Here is a 13,569-nt window from a genome sequence, read left to right on the forward strand (position 1 = left end):
CCCGGATCGTTCGACGGTTGTCGTGACCGGTGGACCGGTTCATCAGATCTGCTTCACGATGCCTCCGACGAGCGGAGGCCAGTTGCCGGGCGCCGGGGGTGGTCGATGGGTGTTGAGCGGTCCCCAAGGGGAGAGCCAGGGAACGATGTCGCCGTTGCGCTGTCCGGAGTGACCAAGCGCTTTCCGGGGGTCGTGGCCAACGACGGCATCTCGCTGACCTTCCGGCGCGGCGAGGTCCATGCCCTGCTCGGCGAGAACGGTGCCGGCAAGTCGACCCTGATCTCCATCCTGTCGGGCATGCAGCAGCCGGACGAGGGCGAGATCCGCATCGCCGGCAGGGCCGTGCGCATCGCCTCGCCGCGCGCCGCCCTCAAGCTCGGCATCGGCACGGTCTACCAGCACGTCCTGCTGATCCCCAGCCTGACCGTGCTGGAGAACCTGATGCTCGGCGGCCCCTGGTGGCGGCCGCTCGACCGCGCCGCCACCCTGAAGCGCTTCGAGGAGCTGAGCGGCCTCTTGTCCGCGCGCCTCGATCCGGACGCGCCGGTCGGCCGCCTGTCGCTCGGCCAGCAGCAGCAGCTCGAGATCATGCGCGCGCTCTGGCACGGCGAGCTGGTGCTGATCCTCGACGAGCCGACCTCGATGCTGACGCCGCAGGGCGTCCGCGAGCTCGGCGTGGTCATCAGGCGGCTGCGCGACCACGGTGTCGCCGTCGTCTTCATCACCCACAAGCTGGGCGAGGCCTACGAGCTGGCCGACCGCATCACCGTGCTGCGGCTCGGCAAGGTGGTCGGCGAGCTGGCGCCCGGGCAGCTGCGGGAGCTGGACGAGCGGCAGGTCGTCGACGCGGTGATCGGCTTCATGTTCGGCCGCAGGGAGGCGGGCGAGGCCCTGGAAGAGACCCTGACCGGCGAGGCGGAGGCGCTGCCCCGCCACGCCGTCGACCGCAGCGGCGCGCCGGCTCTGGCGCTGCAGGGGGCGGCGACCCGCGGCGAGCGCGGCGAATGCCCGCTGCAGGAGGCCGAGCTGGAGGTCTGGCCGGGCGAGATCCTCGGCATCGCCGGGATCGACGGCAACGGCCAGAAGCACCTGGCCGAGGCGCTGGCCGGCCAGCGGCCCCTGAGCGCCGGCAGGATGGTCCTGAACGGCCGCGACGTCACCGGCATGGAGGTCGTCCAGCGCCGGTCGGTCGGCGTGCGCTACATCACCGACGAGCGCCTGGGCGAGGGCACGGCGGCGGCGCACTCCGTCGCGACGAACCTGGTGCTGAAGCAGATCGGCCGGCCGCCCTTCTGGGCCGGCGGCCTGACCCGCTGGCCGGCGATCCATCGCCATGCCCGCGAGCAGATCCAGGTCCACGACGTGCGCACGCCCTCCGAGCAGACGCCGATCGCCAAGCTCTCGGGCGGCAACATCCAGAAGGTGCTGCTGGCCCGCGAGCTCGATCCCGAGGCCCGGCTGGTGATCTTCAACAAGCCGACCTACGGCCTCGACCTGCAGAACACCAAGCTGGCGCGCGACCGGATCCGCGCCGGCGCCGGCACCCGGGGCGCCGCCCTGGTCGTCATCTCCAACGAGCTCGACGAGCTTCTGGAGACCTGCGACCGCATCGCCGTGATGGACGGCGGCACGATCGTCGGCGTGGTCGAGAACGCGCCCGGCGCCGAGGCGGCGATCGGCCGCCTCATGATCGGCGCGGACGCCGCCTGATGGCCGGGCTGCAAGAGAAGGGCCGCGGTGCCGAGGCCGCCTTCACCCTGCTGCGCGTGCTGCTGCCGGTGCTGCTGGCGCTGGTCGTCGGCGGCCTGATCCTGGTGGCGCTCGGCAAGGACCCGCTCGCCTACTACCGCTTCGTCGTCGAGCGCGGCCTGCTGAGCCCGATCGGCCTGCAGGCCTCGATCACCCGCATGGCGCCGCTGCTGCTGATCGCCGCCGGCCTGATCGTCGCCTTCCGCGCCGGCCTCTGGAACCTGGGCGTCGACGGCCAGTTCCTGCTCGCCGCGGTCTTCGTCGCCGCCCTGGCGCCGAGCCTGGTCGCCGGCGGCCTGCCGCACATCCTGGTGATCCTGGTCTGCTTCGCCGTCGCGGCGGCGATCGGCGCGGCCTGGTCGGTGATCCCGGCCTATCTCAAGGCCGAGCACGGCATCAACGAGATCATCTCGACCCTGATGATGTCGTTCCTCGGGGTCAGCCTGGCCAACGTGCTGATCAAGCTGCCCTTCAACGACCCGAGCACGACGGTGCCGCAGACCGCGACCCTGGCGGTCGAGGACCGCCTGGCCCGGCTCGGCGGCACGACGATCCACTGGGGCGTGCTGCTCGGCCTCGCGGCGGTGATCGGCGTGCACTACCTGATGAGCCGCACCTCGCTCGGCCTCAAGCTGCAGATCGTCGGCAGCAACCCGCGGACCGCGATCCACGCCGGCATCGACGTCCGGCGCCTGACCTTCCTCGCCTTTGCGATCAGCGCCGCCTTCGCCGGCCTGGGCGGCGCCGTCGACGTCATGGGCGTGCAGGGCACAATCCGCGCCGACTGGAACCCGGCCTACGGCATCCTGGTGATCCCGCTGATCTTCCTGGCGCGCTTCAACGGCTGGGCGGTGATCGGCTTCGTCTTCTTCTTCGCCGTGCTGATGATCGGCGGCGAGAGCGCCGCGCGCCGCATGGGCGTGCCGACCTTCTACGTGCTGGTCCAGGTCGCGCTGCTGCTGGTCTTCTTCGCCGTGGTCGAGATGCTGGACCACGCCCGGCAGAAGCGGCGGGGGGCCTAGCCCGTGGAGCACCTGCTGACCGCCGCCTTTCTGGGCTCGCTGCTGCTCGGCGCGGTGACCGCCGGCGTGCCGCTGCTGCTCGCCGGCCTCGGCGAGCAGATCTCCGAGAAGGCCGGGGTGCTGAACATCGGCCTCGAGGGCATGATGCTGTTCGGCGCCTACTTCGGCTTCGCCGTCGCCTACCAGAGCGGCTCCTTCGCGCTCGGCTTCCTGGCCGGCGGGGCCGCCGGGGCCGTGGCGGCCCTGGTCATGGTGCTGCTCTGCGTGCGCCTCGGCATGAACCAGATCGTCGTCGGCATTGCCATCACCCTGGCCGGCGAGGGGCTGACGGCCCTGCTGCACTACTTCACCTTCGCGCGCAGCTATCCGCGCCTCGACAAGATCGGCACCCTGGCGGTCCCGGGCCTGAGCGGCCTGCCGGTCGTCGGCGACGCGCTGTTCAACCGCTCGCTCCTGGTCTATCTCGCCGTGCTGCTGCCCTTCGCTCTGATCTGGGTGTTCCGGCGCACGCAGTTCGGCCTCAACCTGCAGGCCGCGGGCGACAAGCCGGCGGCGCTCGACGCGGCCGGCGTCAGCGTCATGGGCACGCGCGCCGCGGCGGTGCTGCTGACCGGCTTCCTCGGCGGGCTCGGCGGCGCCTACCTCTCGACGGTCGGCGGCGGCCTGTTCCTGCCCTTCATGACCGGCGGCGCCGGCTTCATCTCGATCGTGCTGGCCATGCTGGCGCGCGGCAAGCCGCTCTGGGTGCTGTTCGGCGCCTTCCTGTTCGGCGCCAGCCTGTCGCTGACCACGGCCATGCAGGTCGCCGGCATCGACGTGCCGACCGACGTCATCCAGATGCTGCCCTTCGCCATGGTGATCCTGGTGCTGGTCGTCTTCGGCCGGCACAGCTACCTGCCGCCGGCGCTGGGCCTGCCGTACCATCGCGGGGAGCGCTGAAGGGGGCGCGGCCGGGCGGGACGGGGAAACGGGGACGCACGAACCGGAAAGGGAGCCGAACGATGTCCGACACGAAAGTCTACCTGCTCGACGGCGGCACGCTGGTGATCGACGGGTTCCATGCCTTCTGGAACCGCGGGCCGGGCGGCGAGCTGCGCTTTCCCTGCTATGCCGTGCTCGTCGAGCACGCCGACGGCACCTACATCTTCGACACGGGCTACGACCACGACCACGTGATGAAGGTGCTGCCCTTCGAGAAGCCGCTGCAGACGCCGGAGCAGACGATCCCGGGCGCGCTGGCCAGGATCGGCAAGAAGCCCCAGGACGTCGACTACGTCATCAACTCGCACTACCACTTCGACCACTGCGGCGGGAACAAGTACCTGACCGAGGCCTGCACGCTCTGCCACGCCAAGGAGCTGGAGGCCTGCAGCTGCCACCAGCCCTTCGAGCACCTCGGCTACTCGGACCTCAGCTTCGCGCCGGATCTGGCCAAGGCGAAGGCCGGTGCGAAGGACGCGGCGGAGCCGGCGCTCGACATCTACACGCCGAAGTTCGAGACCCTGACCGGCGACCAGGAGATCGCCAAGGGCCTCTGGCTGTTCGAGACGCCGGGCCACACCGCCGGCCACTACTCCATGATGGTCGAGCTGAAGAACCGCCGGCCGATGCTGTTCACGGCCGACGCCTGCTACAGCCAGAAGAACATGGACATGATGTGCATCTCGTCGTTCCACCTGGACCCGACGGCGAGCCTGAAGTCCATGCAGCGCCTGAAGGACCTGGCCGAGAAGTACGACGCCGAGCTGTTCTACTCCCACGATCCGGAGAGCTTCGGCGACTACATCAAGGCCCCGGGCTTCTATTCGTGAGCTTCGGGTGGCGATCGTCGTCCCCTTCCGATCCCGCCTTCCCGGGCGCTAGGCGAGCCCGGAAGCCGTCAGGCTTCCGGCTTGCGAGCCTTGCGACTCGGGACCCAGGGGCACCAGCGTCTCGGCCGATGGGTCCCGGATCGCTCGCTTTACCAGCGGCAGCAAAGCTGCCGGGCAAAGCGGCGTCCGGGAAGGCGGATCTACCTGAATGCCTTGGGAGTTGCCGCTTAGCCCCGCGCCGCGTCGATCACCGCCTGGGCCGCCTCCAGGCCGGCGCCGAGCTTCGCCGGGAAGCCGAGCGCCTTGAGCGCGCCGCCGAGCGCGGCGACCGCGACCAGGGCGTAGACCGGCTCGGCAGTCGGGCCCATGTGGCCGATGCGGATCAGCTTGTGCAGCGTCTCGCCGCGGCCGATCGACAGCATGACGCCGTAGCGTTGCCGGGCGATCTCGATGATCGCGTCGTCGCTGAGCGCCTCGGGCACCTTGACCGAGGTCGTGGTCGGCGAGGCGATCGCCTCGCGCGCCGCCCAGAGCTCGCAGCCGAGCGCCTTGATGCCGGCCCGGCAGGCCGCGGCGGTCAGGGCGTGGCGCGCCCAGACGGCCTGCGGCCCCTCCTCGAGGTAGAGGTCGATGGCGGCGTCGAGGCCGCTGATCTCGGCGACCGAGGGGGTGAAGGGGAAGGGCTGGTCGCGGCGCCAGGCGTTCTTCCAGTCCTTGAGGCTGAGGATCGAGGCGAAGGGGCAGTCGGGGTTCGCCTCCATCTTCTGCCAGGCCTTGTCGCTGACCGCGACGAAGGTGACGCCCGGCGTGCCGCCCAGGCACTTGCCGGGACCGGTGATGAAGACGTCGGCGTGGCAGTCGGCCGGGTGGATGTCCATGCCGCCGAAGGAGGAGACCGCGTCGACGATCAGGACAGCGCCGTGGGCGTGCACCACCTCGCCGATCTCGACCAGGGGATTGATCGTGCCCGAGGGCGTGTCGTGGTGCACGACCGAGACCACCGAGATGTCGGGCCGCGCCTGCAGCGCGGCGGCGACCGCCGCCGGGTCGATGGCCTCGTCGTAGGGCACCTCGATCTCGACCATCTCCTTGTGATAGCGCGCCGACCAGTAGCCGAAGCCCTTGCCGTAGACGCCCGAGGCCAGGTTGAGCACGACGTCCCGGCGGCCGATCACCGAGGCCGCCGCGGCCTCGATCGCGACCGCCGGCTCGGCCTGCACGATCAGCGCCGGCTCCGGCCAGCGCAGCGCCTGGGCGCACTTCTTCGCGACGGCCTCGTAGAAGCCGAGGAACCAGGGGTCGTAGTCGTAGCCGAGCGGCCGGGCCATGGCCTGCAGCACCTCGCTGTAGCCCTGGACGGGCCCGGCGGTCAGCGTGATCACGGGCTTGCGAAGCGGTGCGTCGGTCATGACTTCCTCCCTGCTGTCTTCGGCGGGCATCATACAAATGACCCGCCAAATATTCAATGAAATGATCCATATAAATCCGAAAACCAAGAAGTATTGGAAGGTCTTTTCTTGATGAAGGCGCAGATTTTCGACGTCCTCGTCGTCGGCGCCGGCTCGGCCGGCTGCGTGCTGGCGGCGCGGCTCAGCGAGGATCCGGACTGCCGGGTCGCGCTGGTCGAGGCCGGCGAGCAGCCCAGCGACCCGGACATCGCCGATCCGCTGAAGTGGCCGGCGCTGCAGGGCCGCGCCTACGACTGGGCCTATCACACAGAGCCGCAGCGTCACGGCGCCGGGCGCGTCCACGCCTGGCCGCGCGGACGCCTCGTCGGCGGCTCGTCCTGCCTGCACGCCATGGCCCATGTGCGCGGCCATCCCGACGACTTCGACGCCTGGGCCCGGACCGGCTGCGCCGGCTGGGGCTTCGCCGACCTGCTGCCCTACTTCATCCGCAGCGAGAGCTCGCCCTTCGGGCCGTCGCCGCTGCACGGCGACAGCGGGCCGGTCCGGCTGCTGACGCCGGGCGAGCCGCACCCGATCGTCGAGGCCTACCTGCAGGCCGGGGAGGAGATCGGCCTGGAGCCGACGCCGGAGCACAACGGCGCGCGCATGACCGGCCCGACGCTCAACAGCCTGACCATCGTCGACGGCAGGCGGCAGAGCGTCGCCGACGCCTACCTGACGCCGGCGGTGCTGGCCCGTCCCAACCTGACCCTGGTCACCGGCGCCCTGGTCGAGCGCCTGGCCTTCGCGCCCGGCGGCCGCTGCCGCGGACTCGAGCTTCGGCGCGGCGGCGCGGCCGAGACCCTGGTCGCCGAGCGCGAGGTGATCCTCTCGGCCGGGGCGATCGGCTCGCCGGCCCTGCTGCAGCGCTCCGGCATCGGCCCGGCCGACCTGCTGAGGCGGCTCGGTATCGCGGTGCGCCGGGACCTGCCCGGGGTCGGCGGCAACCTCCACGACCACCTGCTGTCCGGCGGCAACCTCTACCGCGCGAAGCGGCCGGTGCCGCCGTCGCGCTACCAGCACTCGGAATCGCTGACCTACGCGAACATCGGGACGGGGCAGGGCGCGCCGGAGATCGTCGCCGCCTGCGTCGTCGTGCCCGTGGTCACCGAGGCCTTCGCCGCGCCGCCGCCCGGCGAGGCCTACACCCTGATGTTCGGCTTCACCCATCCCGAGAGCCGCGGCACGGTGCGCCTGCGCTCGGCCGATCCCGCGGTGCCGCCGGCGATCGACCCGAACTACCTCGCCGAGCCGCGGGACCGCGCGCACTACCTGGCGGCCCTCGAGTTCGCACGCGGCCTCGGTGCCGCCCGGGCGCTCGACGGCTGGCGCGCCGAGGAGCTGCTGCCGCGCCAGGCCGACCTCGGTTCCGAGGCGGCGCGCCTCGCCTTCCTCGAACGTGCCGCATTCACCCACCACCATCCGGTCGGCACCTGCCGCATGGGCGGCGACGCCGAGGCGGTCGTCGATCCGGCGCTGCGGCTGCGGGGGCTCGAGGGCCTGCGCGTCGTCGATGCGTCGGTGATGCCCTCGATCACCACGGGGCCGGTCAACGCCGCGGTCGTGGCGATCGCCGAGCGGGCGGCCGACCTGATCGCCGGACGGAGGCTGCTGCCGGCCGCGGCCGGCTTCGTGAAGGAACCAGCGTGATGAACTCGACGACCTTGCCGATCGCCGCCGGCGCCCTGGCCCTGCTGCTGACCGTGCCGCCGGCGGCGGGGCCGGCCCTGGCCGAAGGCGAGGCGCAGCCGCCGCTCGATCTCAAGCCGGTGACCCTGACGCTGCGCAACGATTCGGCCGAGGTGCTGCGCTGCACGGCCGTGGAGGCGCATTTCATGAGCGAGCCGGTCGGCACGCTCGCCGCCGGGGAGAAGCTGACCATCGACCTGCGCCGGGACGCCGCGAGCGGCACCCTGGCCCTGAAGCCGCGCGGCGGCCGCGACGTGCCGCTGGAGAACATTCTCTGCGGCCGCGACGCCGCCTGGACCGAGAGCAAGGGCGAGCTGCCCCTGATCCGGGTCCGCGGCGACAAGGCGGCGCGGTTCGACGGCCGCTGCGGCGTCGCCAACGGCCGGGTCCAGTGCATGGTCGAGCCGGCGAAGCAGTAGGGACGGCGCATCGGCGCCGTCCGTGCGCCCCTCGACAGGCTCGGGGTGAAGCGACAGTGGTGCAGGCGGTGAGGCTTGGCGACGGAAGAGACGTCGCCTGCTTCACCGACATCTCCTGCCTTGCTTCACCCCGAGCTTGTCGAGGGGCGCACGGGCCGGTCAGCCAGCGTGTAGAGCTCCTACCAACGCACCATGCCGCCGTCGGCGACCAGGGTCTGGCCGGTGATCCAGTGGGCCTCCTCCGAGGCCAGGAAGGCGATCGCCGGGACGATGTCCTTGGGCGTGCCGTGGCCCTTGATCGCCTGCAGCATCTCGCAGAAGTCGAAGGCGTCCTTGTGCGGGCTCTCCTGCACGCCCTCGGTGTCGGTCAGGCCCGGCGCCACGCAGTTGACGGTGATGCGGTCGCCGCCCAGCTCGGTCGCCAGCGCCCGCGAGAAGGTCATGACGCCGCCCTTGGCGGCGACGTAGTGCGCCATGTTCGGCGTGCCGGCGAAGATCGAGTTGGAGCAGAGCGAGACGATGCGCCCGTAGCCGTTCCTGCGCATCGCCTCGGAGGAGGCGCGGCACATCAGGTAGAGGCCGTCGAGATTGACGCGCAGCACCCGGCGCCACTCCTCGAAGGTCAGGTCGTTCCAGGGCACGAAGGGCACGATCGCGGCGGCGTTGACCAGCACGTCGAGCTTGCCGCAGCGCGCCAGCACGGTCTCGTGCAGCCCGGCGACCGACTCGGGATCGCCGATGTCGACGCCGACGGCGAAGCACGAGCCGCCGGCCTCGGCGGCCTTGGCCTCGGCGCCCGCCTCGTTGATGTCGGCGAAGGCGACCGTCGCGCCCTCGCTGGCCAGGCGCAGCGCGGCAGCGCCGCCAATGCCCCTGGCCGAACCCGTGACGATGGCCACCCGGCCGTCGAACCTGCCCATGCTTCGCCTCCTCTGGTCTCTTTCTCCGGGTCGGAACGGGCGCCGCCGGCCGCGCGGGGCGGCGGCGGCGCCCCGTCTCAGCGCCTGGCCTCGACGACGTCCATCAGCTGCTTGTACTCCGCGGCGACCTTCGGGTCGGAGGTCAGGATCTTGTCGCTGACCTCCTTGAAGGTCTTGGTCATGCTGGCCCTGTCCTCGGCGCTCAGCTCCAGGATCTCGCCGCCGTGGTCGGTCCAGGCCTTGTTGGCCTTCTCGACGTTGGCGATGCCCCAGGGCAGGACGGCCTCCTCGGCGGCGCGGCCGGCCTCGACGATCGCCTTCTGGACGTCCGCCGGCTGCGACTGGAACCAGTCCTCGTTGACCACGTCGACCGAGACGATCAGCGAGAACTGCAGGTCGGTCACGTACTTGGCGATGTCGTAGTACTTGAAGGCGGTCAGGATCGGCATGCCGGCCAGCATGCCGTCGATGGCGCCGGCCTGCAGGGCCGGCACGACCTCGCTGAGCGGCAGCGGCAGCGGGCTGGCGCCGATCGCAGACATCGGCTTGATCTGCAGCGGCGAGGCGAAGGTGCGGATCTTCAGGCCCTCGAGGTCGGAGAGCTTCGGCGCCGGCTGCTTGGTCAGCACCAGGAAGGGGCTGTTGTAGATCGCGCCGATGATCCTGAGGCCCTTGTCGAGCGCCATGGTCTCGATGTGGTCGCGGTACTCGGGATCGTGGATCACCTTCGCCAGGTGCTCCGGCGAATCGAAGATGCCCGGCGCGTCGAAGATCTGCAGGGTCGGCTCGGTGCCGACCAGGAACGCGGTCGGTGTGATGAAGGATTCGATGGTGCCGAGCAGCACGCCCTCGACCATGCGCGGGATCGTGCCGAGCTGGCTGGCCGGATAGATCTCGACCTTGACCTTGTCGCCGACCCGCTTTTCCAGCTCCTGGGCGAAGACCTTCTGCCACTCGTGCTGGACGTCGTTGATGGTCGCGCTGGCCAGCTTCATCGTGGTCTGGGCCTGGGCCGGCAGCGCGCCGGCGGCGCAGAGGGCGAGGGCGCCGGCGGCCAAGGCGCCGAGGCGCCGCCGACTGAGGAAGGGGGTGCCGTGGGTCATGGTCTGCGTCCTTTCCGTTGGTGAAGCCCGTTTAGAGAAGTGTCGTGAGCCAGAGGGACAGCGGCGGCAGGTAGGTGATGATCATCAGGGTCGCGACCTGCACCAGGAAGAAGCCCAGGACGCCCCGGCAGACGTCCCAGATGTCGGCCTTCAGCACCGACTGGGCGACGAAGAGGTTGAGGCCGAAGGGCGGGGTGAACATGCCGATCGACAGGTTCACCGTCATGATGATGCCGAAGTGGATCGGGTCGATGCCCAGGTGCTTGACGATCGGCAGCAGGATCGGCGTCAGCACCAGGATCGCCGAGGTCGGGTCGATGAAGCAGCCGAGCACCAGCAGGATGGCGTTGATGGTCAGCAGGAAGACGGTCGGCGAGAGGTCGGCCTGCTGGACCCAGCCGATCAGCGCCTGGGGCACGCCCTGCACCGTCAGGCACCAGGAGAAGAGCGCGGCGGCTGAGACGATGACCAGGATCTGGCCGGTCAGGTAGGCCGAGTCCGAGGCGGCCTCCAGGATCTCGCCCCAGGTCAGGCTGCGGTAGCCCCAGCGCGCCAGCAGCATCGAGTAGAGGCAGGCGACGCCGCCGGCCTCGGTCGGCGAGAAGACCCCGAGGTAGATGCCGGACAGCACGATCAGCGGCATCGCCAGCGCCCCGGCGGAATGGACCGTGGCGGCGCGGAAGCCCATGCGCCCGGCCTCGGCGATCTCGGTGCCGGCCCGCCCGATGTCGCCCCGGCGCAGGCGCACCCAGAGCACGACGAAGGCGGCCATGGCCAGCGAGATGAGCAGGCCTGGCAGGATGCCGGCGATGAACAGCTTGGAGATCGACTGCTCGCCGCTGGCGCCGTAGAGGATCATCGCGATGCTCGGCGGGATGACGATGGCGACGGCGCCGGAGGAGGCGATCAGGCCGAGCGAGAAGCGCCTGCCGTAGCGCGCTTTCAGGAGGTCGGCATAGAGCGTGCGCCCGGTCGCCGCGACGGTCGCCGGGCTGGAGCCGGAGACCGCGCCGAGGATCGTCGCGCTGGCGATGGTCGTGACGCCCAGGCTGCCGCGCAGGTGGCCGGTGAAGGACTGGATCCAGAGCACCAGGCGGTCCGAGACGCCGCAGCGGCTCATCAGCTCGCCGGCGAAGACGAAGAAGGGCACGGCGAGCAGGGCGTAGTTCTCGACGCCGCCGAACAGGATCTGGTGGACCGCCAGGGGCGGCACCGACATGACCAGGGCCATGGTCAGCGCGCCGGCCGCGAGCAGCACGGTGAAGACCGGGAAGCCGAGCACGAAGAGCGCGATCGGCAGGACGGCGAGGGTCCAGATCACCGCGGCTCCTCCCCGGTCCCGTCCGAGGCCGCCGGCGGCTGCGGTGGCCGCAGGGCGTTGCGCAGCGAGAAGGCCAGGATCAGCAGGAAGCTGACCAGCACCGCGGCGTGCGGGACGACCATCGGCAGGCCGAGCGCCATCGAGCTCTGGCCGACCCGGGTGAGCTTCTGCAGCACGGCCCAGGATTGCAGCGCGACGTAGCCGGACAGCGTGGCGATCGCGAGGTGGCGGACGACCTGGAGCAGCCGCCGCGGCCCCGGCGGCAGCAGCCGCTCGACGATGTCGAAGCCGAGGTGGCCCTGGCGCGCCGTGACCAGCACGGCGCCCAGGAAGACCAGCCAGACCATGGCGAAGACCAGCAGCTCGTCGGAGCCCTCGATCGCCTTGCCGAAGAGGTAGCGCCCGGCCGCGTTGGCGACGTTGAGCAGCACCATGGCGATCAGCAGCAGGCCGAGCAGCTTGCGGAAGATCGAAGCGGCGGCCTTCACGCTTCCCGAGACGCCCCCCGTCATCTGCCTTTCCCCCCGGAAGGCCGGCCCGCGCGGCACGCGGCCGGCCGTTAGTCCTCGGTCAGCGCCTTGCGCACCGCGACGAAGCGATTCGCCCGCTCGGCGCGCAGCGACTGCAGCTCGCCGGGCGCGTAGTCGAACAGGCCGGCGCCGCTCTTCAGGCCGAGCCGGCCCCGGCCGATCCGCTCGGCGATCGCGCCGGAGACGTCCGCGCGCCGGCTCAGCTCGGGATTGAGGTAGGAGGCGACCGACTGGTAGATGTCGAGCCCGGCCATGTCGAGCAGCTTCATCGGGCCGACGATGGCGAGCTTGTAGCCGATGCCCCAGGACACGCAGGTGTCCAGGTCCTCGGGCTCGATCACGCCCTCCTCGACCAGGTCCAGGGCCTCGCGCATGATCGCATAGAGCACCCGGTTCTCGACGAAGCCCGGCACGTCCTTCTTGACCACGACCGGCAGCAGGCCGAGGCCGCGGATGAGGGCGACCATCCAGTCGCGCGTCGCCGTGCCGGTCTGCCGGCCGGCCACGACCTCGATCATCGGGATCAGGTGCGGCGGGTTCGACCAGTGCATGCCGACGACCCGCTCGGGGCGGGAGACGACGGCCTGCAGCTTGGTGATCGGGATGCCCGAGGTGTCCGAGGCGATGATGCAGTCGGTGCCGACGGCGGCGTCGATCTGCCGGAACACCTGCTGCTTCAGCTCCAGCTTCTCGGGCACGTTCTCCAGCACCAGGTCGGCGCCGGCGACGGCCTCCTCCAGGCTGCCGGCGAAGGCGACCGCCGTCGCGTCGCCCCTGGCCGGCGTGCCCAGGCGGTCGAGCAGGCCGGCGATCGCCGGCAGCTCGCCGCGGGCGCGCTCGACGGCGGCCGGTGCCGTGTCGCAGGCGCGCACGGTCAGGCCGCCGCGGGCCAGCACCGCCGCGATGCCGGCGCCCATCGTGCCGAGGCCGATGACCGCGGCAATGGTCACGCCGAGCAGGCCTTCTGGAACGAGGGCCTGGCGGCCAGCTTCCCGTGCCAGGCGCGCAGCGCCGGCAGGGGCGGCAGCTCGACCGGGAAGCCGAGGCAGCGGTGCACGATCGGCGCCAGGGCGATCTCGGCGAGGCTGATCTCGGAGCCGGCCAGCCAGGGCGACCGGGCGAGCCGTCCCTCGAGCAGGGTCAGGCACTCGACCAGCGTCTTGGCCGCCGCCTCGGGCACGCTCTCGCCGCCCTTCGACGCCTTGAAGATCGCGACGTAGGTGTCGTTGAGCGCGGCCAGCAGCCAGTCCATCCAGGGCTCGATCCGGGCCCGCGCGGCGAGGTCGGCGGGATAGAGCGCCGAGCCGGCCTTGGCCGCGATGTAGCGCAGGATGCTGTGCGACTCCCAGATGGTCAGCTCGCCGTCGACGAGGGTCGGCACCTTGCCGGCCGGGTTCATCGCCAGGTACTCGGCGCTGCCGGTGTTGCCGAACTGGCGGCCGTAGTCCTCGCGGCTGTAGTCGGCACCGAGCTCCTCCAGCAGGAAGAGCACCTTCTGCACGTTGCCGGAAGTCTTGCGTCCCAGGACTTTCATGTCGGGCTCCGTCGTTGTCTTCG

13 protein-coding genes are annotated in these 13,569 nt (G+C 71.1%); 6 read left to right on the forward strand and 7 right to left on the reverse strand.

From position 1 onward, the window contains the following. The first annotated feature begins 105 nt into the window (after positions 1 to 105). The 4 genes from B9O00_RS21585 (at position 106) to pldA (ending at position 4,582) form a co-directional block, all read left to right on the forward strand. Complete coding sequence (locus B9O00_RS21585; protein ID WP_085124808.1) at positions 106 to 1,710, forward strand: putative B6 ABC transporter ATP-binding protein; 1,605 nt, start codon at positions 106 to 108, stop codon at positions 1,708 to 1,710. Next, a complete protein-coding gene (locus B9O00_RS33550) occupies positions 1,710 to 2,771 on the forward strand; it encodes a putative B6 ABC transporter permease subunit 2 (RefSeq protein WP_200808622.1) in 1,062 nt (353 codons plus the stop codon). The genes B9O00_RS21585 and B9O00_RS33550 overlap by 1 nt, the downstream gene beginning before the upstream one ends. A 3-nt stretch (positions 2,772 to 2,774) precedes the next feature. After that, a complete protein-coding gene (locus tag B9O00_RS21595; protein ID WP_085124809.1) occupies positions 2,775 to 3,710 on the forward strand; it encodes a putative B6 ABC transporter permease subunit 1 in 936 nt (311 codons plus the stop codon). Positions 3,711 to 3,772: 62 nt separating this feature from the next. Further along, positions 3,773 to 4,582, forward strand: coding sequence for a 4-pyridoxolactonase (gene pldA, locus B9O00_RS21600; protein WP_085124810.1), 810 nt, complete (start codon positions 3,773 to 3,775; stop codon positions 4,580 to 4,582). A gap of 227 nt (positions 4,583 to 4,809) precedes the next feature. On the opposite strand, the gene ppaT is transcribed toward pldA, so the two are convergent. Continuing rightward, on the reverse strand, positions 4,810 to 5,991 hold the full coding sequence (gene ppaT, locus B9O00_RS21605) for a pyridoxamine--pyruvate transaminase (protein ID WP_085124811.1): 1,182 nt from the start codon (positions 5,989 to 5,991) through the stop codon (positions 4,810 to 4,812). Between the two features lie 111 nt (positions 5,992 to 6,102). On the opposite strand from ppaT, the gene B9O00_RS21610 reads away from it, so the two are divergent. Both B9O00_RS21610 and B9O00_RS21615 read left to right on the forward strand, forming a co-directional pair. After that, complete coding sequence (locus tag B9O00_RS21610) at positions 6,103 to 7,680, forward strand: GMC family oxidoreductase (protein ID WP_085124812.1); 1,578 nt, start codon at positions 6,103 to 6,105, stop codon at positions 7,678 to 7,680. Continuing rightward, complete coding sequence (locus tag B9O00_RS21615) at positions 7,680 to 8,138, forward strand: hypothetical protein (protein ID WP_085124813.1); 459 nt, start codon at positions 7,680 to 7,682, stop codon at positions 8,136 to 8,138. Before B9O00_RS21610 ends, B9O00_RS21615 begins: the two co-directional genes overlap by 1 nt. Before the next feature lie 179 nt (positions 8,139 to 8,317). On the opposite strand, the gene pldH is transcribed toward B9O00_RS21615, so the two are convergent. From pldH to B9O00_RS21645, 6 genes are all read right to left on the reverse strand, one after another. Further along, entirely contained in the window at positions 8,318 to 9,058 is a 741-nt protein-coding gene (gene pldH / locus B9O00_RS21620) for a pyridoxal 4-dehydrogenase, SDR-type (RefSeq protein ID WP_085124814.1), read from the reverse strand. 77 nt (positions 9,059 to 9,135) lie between these two features. Beyond that, entirely contained in the window at positions 9,136 to 10,161 is a 1,026-nt protein-coding gene (locus tag B9O00_RS21625) for a TRAP transporter substrate-binding protein (protein WP_085124815.1), read from the reverse strand. 31 nt (positions 10,162 to 10,192) lie between these two features. Then, positions 10,193 to 11,482, reverse strand: a complete 1,290-nt coding sequence (locus tag B9O00_RS21630) for a TRAP transporter large permease (protein WP_085124816.1) — start codon at positions 11,480 to 11,482, stop codon at positions 10,193 to 10,195. Continuing rightward, complete coding sequence (locus B9O00_RS21635) at positions 11,479 to 11,994, reverse strand: TRAP transporter small permease (RefSeq protein WP_085124817.1); 516 nt, start codon at positions 11,992 to 11,994, stop codon at positions 11,479 to 11,481. The genes B9O00_RS21630 and B9O00_RS21635 overlap by 4 nt, the downstream gene beginning before the upstream one ends. A gap of 47 nt (positions 11,995 to 12,041) precedes the next feature. After that, a complete protein-coding gene (fhmpcd1, locus tag B9O00_RS21640; RefSeq protein WP_089229613.1) occupies positions 12,042 to 12,962 on the reverse strand; it encodes a 5-formyl-3-hydroxy-2-methylpyridine 4-carboxylate 5-dehydrogenase in 921 nt (306 codons plus the stop codon). Beyond that, positions 12,959 to 13,546, reverse strand: coding sequence for a glutathione S-transferase family protein (locus tag B9O00_RS21645; RefSeq protein WP_085124818.1), 588 nt, complete (start codon positions 13,544 to 13,546; stop codon positions 12,959 to 12,961). The genes fhmpcd1 and B9O00_RS21645 overlap by 4 nt, the downstream gene beginning before the upstream one ends. Positions 13,547 to 13,569: the final 23 nt, after the last annotated feature.

The sequence above is a fragment of the Tistlia consotensis USBA 355 genome (genome assembly GCF_900177295.1).
In the GTDB taxonomy this organism is placed as follows: Bacteria; Pseudomonadota; Alphaproteobacteria; order Kiloniellales; family DSM-21159; genus Tistlia; species Tistlia consotensis.